The 19,808-nt window shown below is 71.8% G+C and carries 17 protein-coding genes; 7 read left to right on the forward strand and 10 right to left on the reverse strand.

The genetic code is table 11. The features are described from left to right. Nucleotides 1-111 precede the first annotated feature (111 nt). From ACZ45T_RS09475 to ACZ45T_RS09485, 3 genes are all read right to left on the reverse strand, one after another. On the reverse strand, nt 112-3,147 hold the full coding sequence (locus tag ACZ45T_RS09475) for a tetratricopeptide repeat protein (protein WP_468439132.1): 3,036 nt from the start codon (nt 3,145-3,147) through the stop codon (nt 112-114). Next, a complete protein-coding gene (locus ACZ45T_RS09480) occupies nt 3,144-4,985 on the reverse strand; it encodes an HSP90 family protein (protein WP_468439134.1) in 1,842 nt (613 codons plus the stop codon). The genes ACZ45T_RS09475 and ACZ45T_RS09480 overlap by 4 nt, the downstream gene beginning before the upstream one ends. Nucleotides 4,986-5,128: 143 nt before the next feature. Beyond that, entirely contained in the window at nt 5,129-5,668 is a 540-nt protein-coding gene (locus tag ACZ45T_RS09485) for an RNA 2'-phosphotransferase (protein WP_468439136.1), read from the reverse strand. Between the two features lie 134 nt (nt 5,669-5,802). On the opposite strand from ACZ45T_RS09485, the gene ACZ45T_RS09490 reads away from it, so the two are divergent. After that, on the forward strand, nt 5,803-6,618 hold the full coding sequence (locus ACZ45T_RS09490) for an aquaporin (protein ID WP_468439138.1): 816 nt from the start codon (nt 5,803-5,805) through the stop codon (nt 6,616-6,618). A 155-nt stretch (nt 6,619-6,773) separates the two neighbouring features. On the opposite strand, the gene ACZ45T_RS09495 is transcribed toward ACZ45T_RS09490, so the two are convergent. From ACZ45T_RS09495 to ACZ45T_RS09505, 3 genes are all read right to left on the reverse strand, one after another. Continuing rightward, complete coding sequence (locus tag ACZ45T_RS09495; protein ID WP_468439140.1) at nt 6,774-7,688, reverse strand: MerR family transcriptional regulator; 915 nt, start codon at nt 7,686-7,688, stop codon at nt 6,774-6,776. 180 nt (nt 7,689-7,868) lie between these two features. After that, nucleotides 7,869-9,677, reverse strand: a complete 1,809-nt coding sequence (locus ACZ45T_RS09500) for an SDR family oxidoreductase (protein WP_468439142.1) — start codon at nt 9,675-9,677, stop codon at nt 7,869-7,871. Beyond that, entirely contained in the window at nt 9,674-10,555 is an 882-nt protein-coding gene (locus ACZ45T_RS09505; RefSeq protein ID WP_468439143.1) for a M24 family metallopeptidase, read from the reverse strand. Before ACZ45T_RS09505 ends, ACZ45T_RS09500 begins: the two co-directional genes overlap by 4 nt. 217 nt (nt 10,556-10,772) lie before the next feature. Here ACZ45T_RS09505 and ACZ45T_RS09510 point away from each other — a divergent pair, with 217 nt between their 5' ends. The 5 genes from ACZ45T_RS09510 to ACZ45T_RS09530 all read left to right on the forward strand — a co-directional run bounded on the left by ACZ45T_RS09510 (nt 10,773) and on the right by ACZ45T_RS09530 (nt 15,003). Beyond that, nucleotides 10,773-11,762, forward strand: a complete 990-nt coding sequence (locus ACZ45T_RS09510) for an ABC transporter ATP-binding protein (RefSeq protein ID WP_468439145.1) — start codon at nt 10,773-10,775, stop codon at nt 11,760-11,762. Then, nucleotides 11,752-12,639 carry an ABC transporter permease subunit gene (locus ACZ45T_RS09515; protein WP_468439147.1) on the forward strand — a complete coding sequence of 296 codons (888 nt, stop codon included), beginning with the start codon at nt 11,752-11,754 and terminating at the stop codon, nt 12,637-12,639. The genes ACZ45T_RS09510 and ACZ45T_RS09515 overlap by 11 nt, the downstream gene beginning before the upstream one ends. Continuing rightward, nucleotides 12,636-13,547 carry an ABC transporter ATP-binding protein gene (locus tag ACZ45T_RS09520; protein WP_468439149.1) on the forward strand — a complete coding sequence of 304 codons (912 nt, stop codon included), beginning with the start codon at nt 12,636-12,638 and terminating at the stop codon, nt 13,545-13,547. The genes ACZ45T_RS09515 and ACZ45T_RS09520 overlap by 4 nt, the downstream gene beginning before the upstream one ends. Nucleotides 13,548-13,562: 15 nt before the next feature. After that, complete coding sequence (locus tag ACZ45T_RS09525) at nt 13,563-14,282, forward strand: ABC transporter permease subunit (RefSeq protein WP_468439151.1); 720 nt, start codon at nt 13,563-13,565, stop codon at nt 14,280-14,282. An 85-nt stretch (nt 14,283-14,367) separates the two neighbouring features. Then, entirely contained in the window at nt 14,368-15,003 is a 636-nt protein-coding gene (locus ACZ45T_RS09530; protein ID WP_468439153.1) for a rhomboid-like protein, read from the forward strand. 33 nt (nt 15,004-15,036) lie between these two features. On the opposite strand, the gene ACZ45T_RS09535 is transcribed toward ACZ45T_RS09530, so the two are convergent. Together ACZ45T_RS09535 and ACZ45T_RS09540 are read right to left on the reverse strand one after the other, a co-directional pair. Beyond that, nucleotides 15,037-15,687, reverse strand: a complete 651-nt coding sequence (locus ACZ45T_RS09535; RefSeq protein ID WP_468439155.1) for a response regulator — start codon at nt 15,685-15,687, stop codon at nt 15,037-15,039. Nucleotides 15,688-15,697: 10 nt separating this feature from the next. Continuing rightward, nucleotides 15,698-16,687, reverse strand: coding sequence for a sensor histidine kinase (locus tag ACZ45T_RS09540; protein ID WP_468439157.1), 990 nt, complete (start codon nt 16,685-16,687; stop codon nt 15,698-15,700). Nucleotides 16,688-16,849: 162 nt separating this feature from the next. On the opposite strand from ACZ45T_RS09540, the gene ACZ45T_RS09545 reads away from it, so the two are divergent. Further along, a complete protein-coding gene (locus ACZ45T_RS09545) occupies nt 16,850-17,392 on the forward strand; it encodes a hypothetical protein (protein WP_468439159.1) in 543 nt (180 codons plus the stop codon). Nucleotides 17,393-17,529: 137 nt separating this feature from the next. On the opposite strand, the gene ACZ45T_RS09550 is transcribed toward ACZ45T_RS09545, so the two are convergent. Both ACZ45T_RS09550 and serS read right to left on the reverse strand, forming a co-directional pair. Next, nucleotides 17,530-18,342, reverse strand: a complete 813-nt coding sequence (locus tag ACZ45T_RS09550; protein ID WP_468439161.1) for an HAD family hydrolase — start codon at nt 18,340-18,342, stop codon at nt 17,530-17,532. Beyond that, the gene (serS, locus tag ACZ45T_RS09555; RefSeq protein ID WP_468439163.1) at nt 18,339-19,616 is read right to left on the reverse strand and encodes a serine--tRNA ligase; all 1,278 of its coding nucleotides are present in this window, start codon (nt 19,614-19,616) and stop codon (nt 18,339-18,341) included. The genes ACZ45T_RS09550 and serS overlap by 4 nt, the downstream gene beginning before the upstream one ends. Nucleotides 19,617-19,808 lie beyond the last annotated feature (192 nt).

Below are 19,808 nucleotides of genomic sequence, written 5' to 3' on the forward strand. Positions count from 1 at the left end.
ACCCCCCCTCCCCCCCCCCCCCCCCCCCTCCCCCCCCCCCCCCCCCCCCCCCCCCCCCCCCTTCTCTCCCCCCCCCCCCCCCCCCACACCCCCCCCCCCCCCGGGACGGCACTAGTCCCCGTCGGTCAGCTGCCCGAGCAGGCGCTCCGCGGACGGCAGGAGCCACTCGGGCACCTCGCCCTCGGGCAGCGCCCGGGTCTCCTCGATCAGCGCTGAGACGCGTGCGGCGCCCGCCTCCGCGTCGCCGCGCTCCTGCTCCGTCCAGGCCGCGTTGTTCAGACACTGGAACCGGTCCCGCAGGTGATCGGGACCGAGCTCCGCATAGAGCCGGGCGGCCCGGTCCCACAGCTCGATCTCCTCCACGCGCAGCGCGTCGACCCGCGGGGCGTCCAGCCGGGCCGCCGGTGCGGCAAGGGCCTCGTCGTCGGAGGGCTGTTCGTTGGCGTTGACGTACCGGTCCAGCACCTGCGCCAGCTGGTGCCAGGTCTGGGCGAGTTCGGACCGCAGCTCAGGGGCCCCGGGATACGCCGCCAGAGCGGCCTCCAGCACCTCGGCGGCCTCGTCCATCCTTCCCCGGGCCCGCGCCACCGCCGCGTCGGTGACCTCCTCGCGCAGTCCCAGCCAGGCCAGGGAGCGCAGGACACGTACCTCTGCGACAGGGGCCTCGCCCGTCAGACGGTGCAGATCCAGGGCCCGCTCGTAGGCGGCGACCGCCTCCGTCGCCAGCCCCGCGTCGGACAGGGCGTCGGCGGCCGACTGGGCGAGGCTCGCCTGCCGGCGCGGATCCTCCCAGCCCCCGGTCACCTCCGCCGCCAGCAGATACTGCTCCGCCGCCGGCCCGGGCTCGTTCAGCTGGCGCAGCAGATCGCCCAGGAACTCCCGTACGAACACCGCCTGCTCGTCGCCGTGCTCCAGCAGATCCGGCAGCGCCGACTGGAGGACCTCCGCCGCCTCGGCGGCCCGGCCGTCCCGCGCGTACGCCCGGGCCAGCAGCAGCCGGGCCTGCGCCCCGCCGTCGGCCGTGAGACCGGCCTGGTCGAACCAGTGGGACCCCGCCAGCGCGTACTGCGCCGCCTCCTGCGCCGTGTCACCGCGCCGCAGCAGGATGTCGGCGAGGGTCAGCCGTACGACGCCCTGCGCCTCGGCGTCGGTCAGCTCGGCGGCATGCTCCAGCCCGGAGCGCGCCTCCTCCTCCGCCTCGTCCGGGCGGTCCAGCGACATCAGCACCCCGGCCCGCAGCACCAGCGGGTCCACGGCCTGCCACGGCCGGCCCGCCGCGACCGCCCGCGCGGCGGACGTCGCCAGCAGGGCCACGGCCCGCTCCGGGTCACCCTGCGACAGGGCCACCCGGCCCAGCATCTCCTCGGCCTCCGCCACCAGGTCCGCCAGGGTGTCCGCGTAGGAGGTGATGAAGGAGGTCAGCTCGGCGACGAGCTCGTCGTGACCGTGCTCCCGGCCGTGGCCGTGGCTGCGGCCGTGCTCGTGACCGTGCTCATGGCCCTCCGCGTCGGCCGCCTCGACCGAGCGCAGGTACGACTCCACGCGGATCGCCGACAGTTCCGCGAGCGCGATCCGCCGGGCCCGCAGCGGCTCGGCGGGGTCCAGCGCCTCGGCGGCCCGCACGGCGGTCCGCAGCAGTTCCCGGATCCGCGCGGGCGTGGCCCCCGACTGCGCGGCCACACTGGCCAGCCGCAGTTCCGCGAGCGCCGCGCGCTCCGCCCGGCCGAGCGCGAGGTACCCGTCGCGGACCGCGGCCAGCAGCTCCGCCGCCTCCTCGGCCCCGCGCCGCGCGGCGGCCAGGGCTCGCTGGTCCGCGAGATCGGCGCCGACCAGCGGATCGGGCTCCGGCTGCGCCTCCACCCGTACGGCCACCTCGGCCCACAGCGCGTCCGCGCCCGGATGGCCCAGGTCCCGGGCGCGCCGGGCCCGCTCCACCAGCTCGTCGAATCCGGCGGGCGAAGCGACCGGCCCCGGCACGGCGGGGCTGGCCGGCACTGCGGGGGCCTCGGCGGCGGCGGCGGGGGTCTGCGGCAGCCGCGCGCTGCGCACCCCCAGCGGCAGGGCGCCGACCAGCGGGTCCCGGCCGACCCGCGCGAGGAACCGGTCCGAGCCCCGGGTCGTGCCGTTGCGCGCGTCGAACTGCCGGGCGATGTCCAGGCAGCCCGCGTACAGCACCTCGTACAGCTCGGAGACCGTCCGGGGGGCTCCCTCGTAGGGGACGGCCCGGCTCTCGCCGTGGCCCAGTTCGCGCAGGCGGCGCAGCAGCACGAGGATGCCGCCGTGGAAGGCCAGCCGGTCGTCGAGATTGACGAGCGGACCCACGTGGGCGGCGTGTTCGGCCAGGATCTCCAGGCCGCGCGATTCGTTGCCGGTGAGCGCGCAGAACTCGATGTGCTTGCCGACCGACGGCAGCAGGCTCTCGCTGCCGCGGGCCATGCGGTAGCCGCGCAGGTGGTTCGAGCGGGCCTCGTCGGCCCGGCCCAGCCGCAGCAGCGGCAGCAGCGAGGTGGCGAGCACCCGGTGGGGCTCCTCGGCGCACGTCAGCTCGCCCGTGAGGACCGGCTTCCAGAGCTCCAGGGCCTCGGCGTCGTTCCCGTTCAGGACGGCGTACTGCCCCTGGCTGTTGAGCTCGCAGGCCTGGCAGTCGCTCATGTCGTCGCGGTCCGCCGCCAGCCAGCGCCGGAAGGCCCGTTCGGCTCTCTCGTCCTCGCCCGTCGCATGGGCGAACCACAGCTCGGCCTCGCGCACGGGCCGCTCGCTGTAGCCCGCGATCCGGTAGCGGCGCTCCATCTCGTCCAGCCAGCCGGCGGCCGACTCCCGCGGAATCCCCGGGGAGTCGGAGATGGCCGTGGCCACCCACTTGAACTGCCAGAACAGCGAGTGCGCGTCCCATTCGGAGAAGGCGCCCGGGTCCTTGTCGTACTCCTGGAGCAGCCGGGCGAACGGCACCAGCATCTTCGACGACTCGGAGCTGTAGAGGTAGGCGTTGATCAGGTTGTCCAGGGCCTCGCGGAACAGGTCCCGGTCGCCGCTCGTCTCCGCGGCGACGGCCAGCGCCTCGGCGTGCGCGTTGCGCGCGGCGCCGTTCGGCGCTTCGCGGTTCTCCGCCAGACCCCGCACGATCTCCTCGCGCGTCAGCGTCGTCACTTCTGGTCCTCCTGGGCATCGCGGGCATCGGTGGAGTGCGTCGCCCATTCCAGGAGTCCGAGGAAGGCCCGGTTGAGCAGGGTGGAGTCGGCGGGGCGCAGCGGCCGCTGGGACATCAGCAGGGCCTGCCCGTACAGCGATTCGACGGCGGTACCGGTCAGCGCCTCGTCGGGAAGGGCGGAGATCCGGCGGATCAGCGGATTGTTGTGGTTGAGGACCAGGCGGGCGCGGGGCGCGGAGCCCCGCAGCGCGCCGAGGATGCCGCTCCACAGGGAGTCGGCGCTCTCCAGTGCGGCGGACCGGTCGCGCTCCTGGCGGGCCTGGCGGTCGTCGAGGTAGAGCGCGGGGACGGCGACGGGCTGGAAGGCGCGCAGCACCACGTCGCAGCCCTGGGGTTCCAGGCGGGTGCGCGCGGTGGCCAGGAAGGAGGCGAGCTCCAGTTCGGCGGCGGTCGGCACCGGGTCGAGCCGCTCGGTGACGGCTCCGGCGTCCAGCTCGGTGATCTTGAGGTCCGGCCGTACGGCGGGCAGCAGGGCCAGCAGGTCCGCGTCGTAGGTGTAGCCGGCGTTGATGACGCCGAGGCCGTGGGCCGCGGCGATCGGTGCGATCTGGCGGAACTCCTCGACGGTGCGCGTGAAGTGGATGTCCGTGTGCGCGGCCGCGAACTCCTGCAGGCTCATGGAGCCGTCGCTGGTCTCGAACGGCAGCCACGGCAGCATCAGCCCGAGCAGTTCGGAGTCGTGCCGGGCCATGGATTTCACGCCGAGGTGGTGGACGCGCAGGAAGGCGGCCAGGCGCTCCGGTTCGCTGGCCGCGAGCTCGGCGAGCCAGCCCCGGACGCGGGCGCCGAGTGCCTCCCGTACGGCGGACAGCGTCTCGTCGTCGTACAGGTTCTCGCGGGAGGCGGTGGGCCGCAGGGTGTCCGTGTCGAGGACGGCGCGGACGAAGAACGCCCAGTCCGGCAGCAGGGTGTCGGCCCGGTCGGTCAGCAGCATGCCCTTGAGGTGGACACGGTGTCCGGCCCGGTGGGCGGGGCTGGTCGGCTCGGGGAGCACGTACGCCACTCCGCGCACGCCGGCGACCGGCAGATCGAGGTCGATGCTGTCGAGCGGGGTGAAACCGAAGAGCTCCGCGCAGTGCCCGGCGAGCGCGACGCGGCGGGCCGCGGGGGTGGGGAAGGGCCGGTCCCAGACGGCGGGCCGGTCGGTGACGGGGCGCGGCTCGCCGCCCTCCCCGTCGTCGAAGGTGATGTCGTAGGGCAGCAGGGAGCCGTAGTCGCGGGCCAGTTGTTCGACCTTGGCCGGGACGGTCCATTCCGCAGCGCCCGGCCGGGCTTCCAGGACGACGGTGGTGCCGGGCTCCGGGCGTGCCTCGTGGGGCAGTTCGCGGACGGTGTACGAACCGTCGTCCGTGGCCAGCCATTCGACGGGCGCGGCCTGCGGGTCGCGGGCGGAGCGGGTGACGACGCGGATCTGGCGGGCCACGACGAAGCACGCGAGCAGCCCGATGCCGAACTGTCCGAGGAACTCCTTGCGGGTGGCTTCGAGCCCGTGGTCGCCGCCGCGCTTGGAGCTGCGGCCGATGGTGGCGAGCAGGGAGTGGGCCTCGGCTGCGGTCAGGCCGATGCCGCTGTCCTCGATGGTGACGCGGCCGTCGGCAGCCGACAGCCGGATGCGGATCTGCGCCTCGGGGTCGAGGGCGTGGCGGGCGGTGACCGCGTCCACCGCGTTCTGCAGGAGCTCGCGGACGTAGACGCGCGGGCTGGAGTAGAGGTGGTGGGAGAGGAGGTCGACCAGACCGCGCAGATCGACCTGGAAGCTGTGGGGTGTGGACGTCATAGGGCGTCACCTCGCGTACATGCAGGGATGGTTCGGCGATCGCGAGGTCCCCCCCTCACAGATCCCGGAGTGGGACACACATTAGGGGGATGGTCCGACAATCTCAGCGTCAATTCCCGGGCCCTGGGGGCGCCCTGTAGGCGTTATTGGAAGCGCAGGAACTCCGGCGGGACGGCATCCACCAGCCACACCCCGTTGGCGCTGATGCGGAAGACGTGCCCGGCCGCACGCATCGCCCCCGCGTCCACGCTGAGCACCACGGGCCGGCCGCGTCGCGCACCGACCCGGGTCGCGGTCTCCCGGTCGGGGGACAGGTGCACGTGGTGGCGGGCCATCGGGCGCAGGCCCTCGGCGCGGATCGAGTCCAGGGCCGCGGCGACGGTGCCGTGGTAGAGGTGCGCGGGCGGCTCGGCCTCCGGAAGGTCCAGGTCCACGGCGACCGTGTGTCCCTGGCTGGCCCGGATCCGGGTGCCGTCGACGGCGAACCGCTGCTTGTCGTTGGCGGCGACGACGTGGTCGAGCTCGGCGCGGCTGAAGTGGAAGCCGTGGGCGGCGGCCGCGCGCAGCAGGTCGTCGATCTCCACCCAGCCCTGTGGATCGAGCACCAGTCCGATCCGTTCCGGCTGGTGCCGCAGGTGTTTCGAGACGTACTTCGACACCTTCACGGTGCGCCTTTCATCCATGGCCCCAGCGTGCCCGGTCGCGCGGTCGTGCGGCAGGGATTTTCCGACTGCCGACCCGTGGTGGACGCCCTCTATCGCCATTCCAAGATGCGGAATATATTTTCCGCTGCCACTTCTGTTCAGGGGGAGAAACCATGACAGCCCATACCTCTCTGTCACGCCGTGCGGCCACCGAGCTCATCGGTACCGCCGGTCTGCTCGTGGTCGTGATCGGCTCCGGCATCAAGGCCGCCGAGCTCAGCCCCGACACCGGTGTCGCCCTCATCGCCAACTCGCTCGCCTCGGCCATCGGCCTCGGGCTGATCATCACCCTGTTCGGCCCGCTGTCCGGCGCGCACCTCAACCCGGTGGTCACCCTCACCTCCTGGTGGGCCCGGCGGACCGGCGGCGAGGGGCTCAGCGGCCGGGAGGCGCTCGTCTACACCGCGGCCCAGACCGCGGGAGCCATCGGCGGCGCCCTCCTGGCGGAAGTCATGTTCGGCCGCCCCCCGGGCAACTTCTCCACCCAGGTGCGCGACGGCGGCCACCTGCTCATCGGCGAGGTGGTCGCCACGGCCGGTCTCGTCCTCCTGATCCAGGGCCTCCAGCGGATCGGGCGCCCGAAGCTCATCCCGGCGGCGGTGGCCGCGTACATCGCCGCCGCGATCTGGTTCACCTCCTCCGGATCCTTCGCCAACCCGGCCGGCAGCATCGGGCGCAGCTTCAGCGACTCCTTCACGGGCATCGCCCCGGAGTCGCTGCCCGGATTCGTCGCCGCCCAGCTGCTCGGCGGGATCCTCGGCCTGGCCCTCGCCGCCTTCCTGTACGGGACCGGGGCTGCCGGGAGCGCGAAGCCCGGGACGGCCGGGACGGCCCTGCCGGAGGCCGTGCCCGTGCCCGTGCCCGTGGCCGAGACCGGGCCGGTGGACGGTGCGACCCCTGCCAAGGCGGCGTACGAGACCGTGGGCTGAGACCACGGGCTGGTACCGCGTGCTGGTACCACGTACTGAGATACCGCCTCCGTTGCCCACAGGCAAACCGGACTTGTCCACAGCCGTTTGGGCGGGTTTTGACGGCAAACGCGTGATCCGCCCTGTGGAACCTGTGGACTACTGAGCGACCGGCGCTACCGGTCGCCCCGGCGCGCCAGATCGTTCATCGTCCGGGCCTGGAGCTCCCGCTCCGTCGCGGCCCGGACGAACTCCGCGACGTGTTCGGCGCCCACCAGCTCCTGCACCGCCCGGACCGTCCCGGCGGGCAGCGCCACCGGCGACGGGCCCGACGGCTGGGGCGACCCGGTCGCCCCCAGGTGCCGTTGCAGGTGCCGGGTCGCGAAGAGCCGCATCGCCCGCGCCAGCTCGGCGTCCACGGTCTGCTGGGCCAGCGGCCGCAGCCGCCGCACCATCGTCGCCGCCTCGGCCGCGTCCGCGTCCGTGGGCGGCACCTGCCCGAGGTAGCGCGCGAAGACGTGCTCGGTGGTGAACTCCAGGAACCGCGAGGCGATGTGCTCCACCTGACCGCGCAGTTCGCGCAGGTGCCCGGTGATCGCCGACAGCGGGACCCCGGCGGCGTACAGCTCGGCGGCCACCGCCAGCTCCTGCGGTGAGGGCACGAGGAACTGGTCCGGGCGCCCCGGGATCCGCTCCAGCACCCCCAGCTCGCAGGCCTCGCCCACCGCGTCGTCGTCCGGCCGGCCGCCGAACCGCTCGTTCAGCTCGTCCCGGCTGATCCGGGCCGCCTCCTCGTCGGTCCACGGCCCGTGCACCTCGGCGACCAGGCCCAGTACGCCGCCCAGCCCGCGCCCGGCGTCCCAGGCCTCCAGCAGTTCCTTGATGGAGGCCAGGGTGTAGCCGCGGTCCAGCAGGTCCGCGATCTGGCGCAGCCGCGCCAGATGCGTGTCCCGGTAGACGTTGGAGCGGCCGCGCCGCTCCGGCTTCGGCAGCAGACCGCGGTCCTGGTACGCCCGGATCGTGCGCACGGTCGCCCCGCTGTGGTGCGCCAGATCCTCGATCCGGTATTCGGCTACCGCCTGATCGGACAATCCCGGCTCCCTACGACATCGCGGCTCGGCCGACCGCGCCGGACACCGCGGCCCGGGCGGCAGGTGAAGCCGCAAGGCACTCGACCGCCCTGCGCAGTGAGCCCTCCTGCGTGGGATGGTACGACCGCCGCAAGGAGCGGGATATGGCCGTGCCGGGCTCTCTGACGTACGAGGCCGCGGTCACAGCCTGGGCTCCACCTTCGCGATGCGCCGCAGCATGCGCGGGGCGAAGCGCGACATCCACAGGGCGCCCTTGGATTCCGGGGTCACGGGCACGAGGGCCTCGTTGCGCACGACGGCGCGCAGGATCGCGTCGGCGACCTTCTCCGGCGGGAAGTTGCGCAGCCCGTACAGCCGCGAGGAGCGTTCCTGGCGGCGCTTCTCCTCGGCCTCGTCCACCCCGGCGAAGCGCGAGGTGGTGGTGATGTTGGTGTTGACGATGCCGGGGCAGATCGCGGAGACGCCGATCGACTTCGAGGCCAGTTCCGCGCGCAGGCACTCCGACAGCATCAGGACCGCGGCCTTCGAGGTGCTGTAGGCGGGCAGGGTCCTGGAGGGCAGGTAGGCCGCGGCGGAGGCGGTGTTGACGATGTGTCCGCCCTGGCCGCGCTCGGCCATCTGCTTGCCGAATATCCGGCAGCCGTGGATGACGCCCCACAGATTGACGTCCAGGACCTTCTTCCAGTCCTCGGCGGTGGTGTCGAGGAAGGCCCCGGACAGGCCGATCCCGGCGTTGTTGACCAGGACGTCCACGATTCCGTACTCGGCGGCCACCCTCGCCGCGAGCTTCTCCATCGCCTGCTCGTCGCTGACGTCGACGCACTCGGCCCACGCCTCGGGGGCGCCGACGAGGCGGGCCATGTCGGCCGTGCGCGCCGCGCCCTCGCCGTCCCGGTCCACGGCGACCACGCGGGCCCCGGCCTCGGCGAAGGCGAAGGCGGTGGCCCGGCCGATGCCGCTGGCCGCGCCGGTGACCAGGACCAGCTGGCCGTGGAAGCGGTCCGCGTACTTGCCCGGGGCCTTGCGCTCCGGTGCCCGCGTGGCCGGCTCCTCCCGGGAGGTGACGAAGTCGGTGATCCAGGCGGCCAGCTGGTCGGGCCGGGTCCGGGGCACCCAGTGCTTGGCGGGCAGGCTCCGCCGCAGCAGGTCCGGGGCCCAGCGCTCCAGGTCGTCGTAGAGCCGCTCGGAGAGGAAGGCGTCCTCGGTCGGGGTGATGAGCTGGACCGGTACGTGCGCGTACGCGTCGGGCCGCGGCCTGCGCAGCCGTGCGCGCACGTTGTCGCGGTAGAGCCAGGCTCCGTGCGCCGCGTCCGAAGGCAGTGAGGCCGTCGGGTAGTCGCCGGGCGGCAGCTTCTCGACGCGCTGGAGCATGGCCGGCCACCGCTTGCCGAGCGGCCCGCGCCAGGCGAGCTCCGGCAGTACGGGGGTGTGCAGCATGTAGATGTACCAGGACTTGGCGCCCTGGCCGAGGAGCTGCGCCGCCGCACGCGGGGTGGGCCGCGTCCTCCGCTTCTTGATCCAGTGCCCCATGTGGTCGAGGGAGGGCCCCGAGATCGAGGTGAAGGAGGCGATCCGCCCCTCGGTACGGCCGACCGTCGCGAACTCCCAGCCCTGTACGGATCCCCAGTCGTGGCCGACCAGGTGCACCGGCCGGTCCGGGCTGACCGCGTCCGCCACCGCCAGGAAGTCGTCGGTCAGCTTCTCCAGGGTGAAACCGCCGCGCAGAGGCTGCGGAGCGGTGGAGCGCCCGTGGCCGCGTACGTCGTAGAGCACGACGTGGAAGCGGGTCGCCAGCCGCTCGGCGACCTCCGACCAGACCTCCTTGCTGTCCGGGTAGCCGTGCACCAGCAGCACGGTCGGGCGGTCCGCCTCGCCGAGCTCGACGACGCACAGCTCGACCCCGCCGGTGCTCACCCGGCGCTCGCGCGCGCCTGCCGGTCCGGCGGTTCCCGCTCCGGTGATGCCGTTCTTGCCGCTCATGCCGCTCATGCTGCCTTCTCCTCGGCCCAGCGCCGCACGTGCGGCAGATCGTCGTCCAGCCAGAACGCGCTCTCCTCGGGATCCCGGGAGTCGGTGACGACCAGGATCTCCTCGAACTTCGCGCCGGTGCCCCGGAACCCCAGATGCGGCTCCACCGCCCACAGGCCGGGCTGCGGCGGGTGGTCGGAGAAGCGGTAGGGGCTCCACAGCGGGGACCAGCCCTCACGGTGCCCGTGCAGGACGTCGCCGGCCAGCCCCTTGAGGGACTGGGTGCCGAAGCCGAAGACGGTCGGCGACCAGCGCCGCTCCTTGACCCGGTCGATCTTGTGGGCGATCACGCCGAAGGGATAGGCGCGGTGCCGGTTGGCGTACCCCTGCCGGTTCATGAGCTGCTCGACGTTCTCGTAGATCTCGCGCAGCGAGCGGCGCTCCCGCACCTGCTCCAGGATCAGGACGCGGTGGGCCTGAAGGTCGGACATGAGCCGGTCCTGCACCGGATTCAGCCCGAGGCTGCCCGAATAGCCGATGTCGGCCGAGTAGCCCTTGAAGACCGGTGCCATGTCGAGGATGAAGGGCATCCCCGGCTCCAGCTTCCGGTTGGTCGGGAAGAACTGCAGCGGGATCCTGAAGTTCGCGAAGGCGGTGCGGTCCCCGAACCAGGCGAAGGGCAGGTGGAGCCAGTCCCGCACCCCGCGCTCGCGCAGCCACTCGCGCTGCATCCGCGCGGCCTCGCGCTCGGTCACGCCCGGCCGCAGCTGGGCCGCGACCACCTCGGCGCACTCGTACGCGAGGCGCTGCACCTCTCTGAACCCGCTCAGGTCGCCGGCGGGTTTCCCGGAGAGCCGTCCGGAGAGTCGCGTGGTGCGTTGCTCGGTGTCCCCAGCCATGTCAGCCCGCCCATCCATGCAGCCGTACGCGCCCGTAACTTGACACTGATGAATGTGACAATGACCGGAGATCACGTCAAGGGCCGTGCACAGACCTGTGGATAAAGTTGTCCGGGCGGCATCAGCCTCCAGTACGGGTATGTACGCCGTAAGGCTGAGACGGGATCCAGCTCCAGGTCTGACGTTTCACGACGGCTCCGCCACTAACGTCGAACCCGTGACTGTCATCGCGACTGAAAGCCTGAGCAAGCGGTACCCCCGAGTGACCGCCCTCGACCGGCTCTCCTTGGACATCGGGCCCGGTGTGACCGGCCTCGTGGGTGCCAACGGAGCCGGCAAGTCCACGCTGATCAAAATTCTGCTGGGACTGTCCCCCGCCACCGAGGGCAGCGCCGCCGTGCTCGGCCTCGACGTCACCACGCATGGCAGCGCCATCCGTGAACGCGTCGGCTACATGCCCGAGCACGACTGCCTGCCACCCGACGTCTCGGCCACCGAGTTCGTCGTCCACATGGCGCGCATGTCCGGGCTGCCGCCGACCGCGGCCCGCGAGCGCACCGCCGACACCCTGCGCCACGTCGGGCTGTACGAGGAGCGCTACCGCCCCATCGGCGGCTACTCCACCGGAATGAAGCAGCGCGTCAAACTCGCCCAGGCGCTGGTCCATGACCCGCAGCTGGTCCTCCTCGACGAGCCGACCAACGGCCTGGACCCGGTGGGCCGCGACGAGATGCTCGGCCTGATCCGCCGCGTCTACACGGACTTCGGCATCTCCGTCCTGGTCACCTCCCACCTCCTGGGTGAGCTGGAGCGGACCTGCGACCACGTGGTGGTGGTCGACGGCGGCAAGCTGCTGCGCTCCAGCTCCACCAGCGACTTCACCCAGACCACCACGACCCTCGCGGTCGAGGTCACCGACTCCGACACCCACCCGGACGGCACCGCCGCCCTGCGGGGGGCGCTCACCGCGGCGGGCGTCACCCTGCACGTGGGCACGGAGCAGGGCCTGCCCGGCGCCGGCCACATCCTGCTCGTCGAGGCCACCGGCGAGGAAACGTACGACACCGTCCGCGACACCGTCGCCGATCTCGGTCTCGGCCTGGTCCGCATGGAACAGCGCCGCCACCACATCGCGGAGGTCTTCCGCGACAACGACCAGTCCTCGCACCTCGTCCAGCAGAAGGGAGCCGGTTCCGATGGCGCCTGACACCTCGACCCAGATCCACAACATCGGCTACCGGTCCTACGACGGCCCCCGGCTCGGCCGCGCCTACGCCCGCCGGTCGCTGTTCTCGCAGTCCCTGCGCGGCGCCTACGGACTCGGCCGCTCCGCCAAGTCCAAGATCCTGCCGATGATCCTCTTCGCGGTGATGTGCGTCCCCGCGCTGATCCTCGTCGCGGTCGCCATCAACCTGCCCGGCTCCACCGACCTGCCGATCAAGTACACGACGTACGCCGTGACCACCCAGGTGGTCATCTACCTCTACCTGGCCTCCCAGGCCCCGCAGTCCGTCTCGCGGGACCTGCGCTTCAAGACGGTGCCGCTCTACTTCTCGCGGCCCATCGAACGCGTCGACTACGTGGTGGCCAAGTACGCGGCCATGGCCTCGGCCCTGTTCATCCTCACCGCCATCCCGCTGCTGATCATGTGGATCGGCGCGCTCCTGGCGAAGTTCGACTTCGCCGACCAGACCAAGGGATTCGGGCAGGGACTGGTGTCGGTTCTGCTGCTGTCGCTGCTCTTCGCCGGCCTCGGCCTCGTCATGGCCGCGCTCACCCCGCGCCGCGGGTTCGGCGTCGCCGCCGTCATCGCCCTGCTGATCATCCCCTACGGCGCGGTCACCGCGGTGCAGGGCGTCGCCTACTCCACCGGGAACACCGGGGCCATCGAGTGGATGGGCCTGTTCTCCCCGATCACGCTCATCGACGGCCTGCAGACCGCCTTCCTCGGCGCCGACTCCGCCTTCCCCGGCGGCGAGGGCCCCTCGGCCGGCGTCGGTGTCGCCTACCTGCTCGTCATCCTCGGCCTCATCGTCGGCTCCTACGCCGCCCTGATGGCCCGCTACCGGAAGGCCGGGCTGTGACCACCATCGACATCGACCACACCTCCCGCTGGTTCGGGAACGTCGTCGCCGTCAACGACGTGACCATGCGCATCGGCCCCGGCGTCACCGGACTGCTGGGCCCCAACGGCGCGGGCAAGTCCACGCTCATCAACATGATGGGCGGCTTCCTCGCCCCCTCCACGGGCACCGTCACCCTCGACGGCACCGCGATCTGGGGCAACGAGCAGGTCTACAAGCAGATCGGTGTCGTGCCCGAGCGCGAGGCCATGTACGACTTCCTGACCGGCCGGGAGTTCGTCGTCGCCAACGCCGAGCTGCACGGCCTCGACGACGCGGCCGCCCAGAGGGCGCTCGCCACCGTCGAGATGGAGTACGCCCAGGACCGCAAGATCTCCACCTACTCCAAGGGCATGCGCCAGCGCGTGAAGATGGCGTCCGCCCTGGTCCACGACCCGTCCGTGCTGCTCCTGGACGAGCCCTTCAACGGCATGGACCCGCGCCAGCGCATGCAGCTGATGGAACTGCTGCGGCGGATGGGCGACGAAGGACGCACCGTCCTGTTCTCCTCCCACATCCTGGAGGAGGTCGAACAGCTCGCCTCGCACATCGAGGTGGTCGTCGCCGGCCGGCACGCCGCCTCCGGCGACTTCCGCAAGATCCGCCGCCTGATGACGGACCGCCCGCACCGCTATCTGATCCGCTCCTCCGACGACAGGGCCCTCGCCGCGGCCCTCATCGCCGACCCCTCCACCGCCGGCATCGAGGTCGACCTGAAGGAGGGCGCGCTGCGCATCCAGGCCGTCGACTTCGGCCGGTTCACCGAGCTGCTTCCCCGTGTGGCCCGTGCGCACGGCATCCGGCTGCTGACGGTCTCGCCTTCCGACGAGTCCCTCGAGTCGGTCTTCTCCTACCTCGTCGCGGCCTGAAAGGAGCTGGCACCCATGTATGACCCCACCGTTGCCCGGCTCACCTACCGGGCCCTGCTCGGCCGGCGCCGCGCGCTGATCCTCTTCGCGCTGCCCGCCCTGCTGATCCTCATCGCCCTCGCCGTCCGCGGCTTCGCCGGCGTGGACGACAAGGTCGCCGCGGACCTTCTCGGAGGGTTCGCCCTCGCCACCATGGTTCCGCTGATCGGTGTCATCGCCGGCACCGGCGCCATCGGCCCCGAGATCGACGACGGCTCCATCGTCTACCTGCTCGCCAAGCCGGTGAAGCGCCCGACGATCATCATGACCAAGCTGATCGTGGCGATCGCCGTCACCATGGCCTTCTCCGCGATCCCCACCCTGATCGCCGGGTTCATCCTCAACGGCAACGGCCAGCAGATCGCCGTCGCCTACACGGTCGCGGCGCTCGTCGCCTCGATCGCCTACAGCGCGCTCTTCCTGCTGCTGGGCACCGTCAGCCGGCACGCGGTCGTCTTCGGTCTGGTCTACGCCCTGATCTGGGAATCGCTGTTCGGCAGCCTGGTCTCCGGCGCCAAGACCCTCAGCGTCCAGCAGTGGGCCCTGTCCCTCGCCGAGAGGGTCGCCGGACCCGGCTACGTCGACGCCAGCGTCGCCCTGCCGACGGCCGCGATCCTGCTCACCACGGTCACCATCGGCGCCACCGTCTACGCGGGCCAGAAGCTGCGCCGCCTCACCCTGGCGGGCGAGGAGTAGGCCCAGGGCCGCACCACCTCAGAAGCTGTGCCCCGCCCGGCCCACCGGCCGGGCGGGGCACAGCTTCGCGGGTCATCATCGGTGCATGATCGAGCACACCGAGCCCGAGCCGGCCAGGCCGCTGCGGTCCTGGATACGCTCCTCGCCCGGAACGCACATCTGGCTCCTGATCATCGCCGTCACCAGCATCGTCGTCGTCATCGCGCCCGACCGGGTCGAGCACGTCCTGCTCCACCGCAACAGCAGCAACATCCATCAGCTCGTCAAGCACCCCGTCCGGGCACTCTTCAGCAGCGCCTTCTGGATCGAGAACCCGGCCTCGCTCGCCCAATACGCCGTGCTGTTCGAGCTGTTCCACGCCACCGTCGAACGCTGGCTCGGCACCCTGCGCTGGCTCGCGATCGTGGCGACCGCCCACATCGTCGCCACTCTGGTCAGCCAGAAGGTCCTGCTGATGGCCATCCAGGACCACCGGGCCCCGCGCAGCATGACCCACGTCGTCGACATCGGAGTCAGCTACGGGCTCGCCGCCGCCGTCGGCGTCCTCACCTACCGGCTCCCCGGCCCCTGGAAATGGTTCTACCTGGCCGGAGCGGTCGCCTTCTTCGGACTCCCCCTCGTCACCGGCGGCACCTTCACCGACCTCGGCCATGCCATCGCGCTCTCCGTCGGCCTGCTCGCCTGGCCGCTCACGCGCCACGTTGTTTCACGGAAAACATGACCCCCGGGGATCCGTGTTTCACGTGAAACGTGACTAGTCGGCTTCCGTTTCCGGATGTGCCACACCGTGCTCCCACGCCCACGCGGCGATCCCCACCCGGTTGCGTGCCCCGAGCTTGGCCTGGACGTTCGCGATGTGGGTCTTCGCCGTCCCGGCGCTGATGAACAGCTCCGCGCCGATCTCGGCATTGGTGAGCCCCCGCGCCACCAGCCGCACGATCTCCAGCTCCCGACCCGTCAGCGGATGCGCCGCGGGCCGGGCGACCGGACCCGCCTGCGTCAGCCGGCTCAGCAGCCGCACCGTGATCTGAGGACTGATCAGGGTGTCCCCGGCCATCGCCGCCCGCACGCCCTCGATCAGCAGCGTCGGCCCCGACCGCTTCAGCAGAAAACCGCAGGCCCCGTTGCGCAGCGCGGTGTGCACGTACTCGTCCAGGTCGAAGGTGGTCACGACCACCACCCGGGTCTGCGGCGCCAGCAGCCGGGTCACCTCCAGCCCGTCCAGCCGCGGCATCCGGATGTCCGCCAGCACCACGTCCGGCCGCAGCTCACGGGCCAGCGCCACCGCGCTCTCCCCGTCCGCCGCCTCACCCACCACGGTCATGTCCGGCTGCGAATCGAGGATCAACCGGAAGCCGCTGCGGATGTCCTCTTGGTCGTCGGCTATCAGGATGCGTGTGGTCACGCTCCCATGATCACCCCTGTGGGCCGGCCGCCGGGGGGAACACCGCGGAAACCAGCCAGCCGCCGTCCCCGCTCGCCCCGGCCCGCAAGGTGCCGCCCGCCGCCTCCACCCGTCCGCGCAGACCCGCCAGCCCCGTCCCGCCCCGCCGCATCCGCCCCAGCAGGCCGCTCGCACCCCGGGCGGGCGCGGAGTTGGCCACGCTGATCTCCGTGCCCGCTCCCACCCGGCGTACGGCGACCTGGACCACGGCCGCCCCCGGCGCGTGCCGCCGTACGTTCGTCAGCGCCTCCACTGCAACCCGGTACGCCGTGGTGTCCGCCTCGCGCGACAGCTCCCGTACCGCCCCCGCGTCGGCATCCAGCGTCCCGCCCTCGAACCGCTCCACCAGCTCCGGCAGTTGCGCCAGGCCCGGCACCGGGGTCGTCGGTCCGCCCGCCGCCTCCTGCAGCGCGTGCACCGTCCGGTCCATCGAAGCCAGCGCGCTCAGCCCCGCCGCCTCGATCCGCTCCAGTGCGCGGACCGCCTGCTCCGGGTCCTGCTGGGCCACGAACCGGGCCGCCTGCGCCTGCACCACGATGGCGCTCACGTCGTGCGCCACGAAGTCGTGCAGATCCCGGGCCAACTCCAACTGCTGGTCGCGCCGCGCATCCCGTACGGCTTGCCCTACCCGCCCGGCCTGGCGGCGCAGGTAACCGCCGGCCAGCGCGGCCCCGAGGGCGGGCAGCGCCCAGAACGCCGCCGCCCCGCAGGCCTCCAGCCACGATCCCGTCTCCCACACCAGCGGGACGGGCCACAGTGCGACGGCCGCCACGCCCAGGGCGCCCGCGACGGTCCCCGAACGCGCGGGAGACCAGCGGGCCACCAGACCGATCAGCGGCAGCAGGAGACAGGCCCAGAGCAGCACCCATGACGCGGGCGCGTTCAGGAACGACGCGGCGGTGCCGGCGACGGCAGCCGAAGCCAGCAACGGGGCGTACACGGCACGGGGGTTCACGGTCATGGGGCCGACCCTACGAGCGCACGCCGGGTCGGACCATCTGCCATTCGGCAGAGCCGGCCGACTCGGCGCCACCACAGGCCTGCTGATCGGCGGATGGTTTCGGCGGACCCGCCGGGCCAGGGTTGAGCCATCAACCAGTCGCTCCCGGACAGGACTTGGACAATGACTGCCAACGCCGTCGTACATGCTTCGGACACCGTGCCCGGTGTCTCCCCCCGGCTTCGTCGGATCGCCAAACTCGCCTCGCTGACGGTGCTCCCCAGCTGCGTGTGGCGGCTCGTGGTCGCGGCGGGCGTTCCCATGGGCTGGGGCCCGGGCAGCGATCTGCACCACTCGTACTACCCGGGCCGGGAATCCCTGGTCCTGATCTTCGTCAGCGTCCTGCAGGAGTGCCTCGGCCTGTTGAGCCTCGGGCTGGTCCAGCTTTGGGGCGAGGAGCTGCCCCGCTGGATCCCCGGGCTGGGCGGACGCCGGTTCCACCCCCTGGTGGCGGTGGTTCCCGCGGCGCTGGGCGCGATCGCACTCACCGGCATCACGGTCCTCGGAGCCTGGACCTGGAACGAGGTCAACGCCGCGAATCCCGACGCGCCCACCGGGCCCGCCCTGTGGATCTTCAACCTGTCCTACGTGCCCCTGCTGCTCTGGGGTCCGCTTCTGGGCATCCTCACCGTCGCCTACTGGCGCCGGCGCCGGATCCACGGCTGACGCGCGAAAATTCGCTGGTACGGGGATTGCCGCGGGGGCAGAGTGAGTTCTGCGGGGAGCAACAAAAGGTCCGGGGCAGCCACTTCGAGCGCGCCATCTGGCGCGGGCTGCCCCGGACCTCTCGTACGTCGTAAGCGCTACGCGGCGCCCAGCAGGCGCTCCAGCACCACCGCGATGCCGTCCTCCTCGTTGGAGGCCGTCACCTCGTCGGCCACGGCCTTGAGCTCCGCGTGGGCGTTGGCCATCGCCACCCCGTGCGCGGCCCAGCCGAACATCGGGATGTCGTTGGGCATGTCGCCGAAGGCGATCGTGTCCGCCGCCTTCACGCCCAGCCGGCGCGCGGCCAGCGAGAGGCCGGTGGCCTTGGTCAGGCCCAGCGGCAGGATCTCCACTATGCCGGGACCCGCCATGACGACGTCGACCAGGCTGCCCACGGTGTCCCGGGCGACCTTGACGAGCGCGTCCTCGTCCAGCTCCGGGTGCTGGATGTAGAGCTTGTTCAGCGGAGCCGTCCACACCGCGGCGGTGTCGTCCAGGTATATGGCCGGCAGGCCCTCCTGCACCTGGTACCCGGGCCCGAACAGGACCTCGCCGTCCACCCCGTCCCGGCTGGCCGCCAGGGCCAGCGGCCCGACCTCGGCCTCCAGCTTCGACAGCGCCAGACCGGCCAGCTGCCGGTCCAGCGTCACCGAGGTCAGCAGCCGGTGCGCACCCGCGTCGTAGACCTGCGCGCCCTGCCCGCAGACGGCGATCCCCTTGTAGCCGAGATCGTCCAGGACGTGCCGGGTCCAGGGCACGGCTCGGCCGGTGACGACGATGTGCGCCGCGCCCGCCGCGGTGGCCGCGACGAGCGCTTCACGGGTGCGTTCCGAGACGGTGTCGTCACCACGCAGCAGCGTGCCGTCGAGATCGGTCGCGACGAGCTTGTACGGGAACGGGACCGGGCTCACTTGTTGATCGGCTCCAGGACCTCGCGGCCGCCGAGGTACGGACGGAGCGCCTGGGGCACCCGTACCGAACCGTCGGCCTGCTGGTGGTTCTCAAGGATCGCGACGATCGTGCGCGGCACGGCGCACAGCGTGCCGTTCAGCGTGGACAGCGGCTGGGTCTTCTTGCCGTCGCGGTAGCGGATCGACAGGCGGCGGGCCTGGAAGCTGTTGCAGTTCGAGGCGGAGGTCAGCTCGCGGTACTTGCCCTGGGTCGGGATCCACGCCTCGCAGTCGAACTTGCGCGAGGCGGAGGCGCCCAGGTCACCGGTGGCGACGTCGATCACCTGGAACGGCAGCTCCAGGCTGGTCAGCCACTGCTTCTCCCATTCCAGGAGCCGCTGGTGCTCGGCCTCGGCCTCCTCCGGTGCGACGTACGAGAACATCTCGACCTTGTCGAACTGGTGGACGCGGAAGATGCCGCGGGTGTCCTTGCCGTACGTACCGGCCTCCCGGCGGAAGCACGGGGAGAAGCCGGCGTACCGCAGCGGCAGCTTCTCGGCGTCGATGATCTCGTCCATGTGGTACGCGGCGAGCGGGACCTCGGAGGTGCCGACCAGGTAGTAGTCGTCCTTCTCCAGGTGGTAGACATTCTCCGCGGCCTGGCCGAGGAAGCCGGTGCCCTCCATGGCACGCGGGCGGACCAGCGCCGGGGTCAGCATCGGGATGAAGCCGGCCTCGGTGGCCTGCGCGATGGCCGCGTTGACCAGTGCCAGCTCCAGCAGGGCGCCCACACCGGTGAGGTAGTAGAAGCGCGAGCCCGAGACCTTGGCGCCGCGCTCGACGTCGATGGCGCCCAGCGATTCGCCGAGCTCCAGGTGGTCCTTGGGCTCGAAGCCCTCGGCGGCGAAGTCGCGGATGGTGCCGTGCGTCTCCAGGACGGTGAAGTCCTCTTCGCCGCCGACCGGGACGTCCTCGTGGACGATGTTGCCGAGCTGGAGGAGAAGCCGCTTGGCGGCCTCGTCGGCCTCGTTCTGCTCGGCCTCGGCGGCCTTGACGTCCTGCTTGAGCTGCTCGGCCTTCTTCAGCAGCTCGGCCCGCTCCTCGGGGGAGGCCTTCGGGATGAGCTTGCCGAGAGACTTCTGCTCATTGCGCAGTTCGTCGAAGCGCATGCCTGAGGACCTGCGGCGCTCGTCGGCGGAGAGCAGTGCGTCGACGAGTTCGACGTCCTCTCCACGAGCGCGCTGCGAGGCGCGGACACGGTCAGGGTCTTCACGGAGCAGCCGGAGGTCAATCACCCCTCCAGGCTACCGGGCTGGGGTTCCTGGGATCACACCGATATCACGCTGCGTGTCGCTATGTCCCAATTGCGGCGAATGGATAAATCTTGGCGGTCGACCGGAAGTGACCCTTCTCGGGCCGTCAATAAAAGCGGTCGCATTCCCCGGAAAGGGGCATAATGCCGACGCGCGGGGAGGCCCTGAGCAGGG

The organism is Streptomyces sp. NPDC030995, from assembly GCF_055571215.1.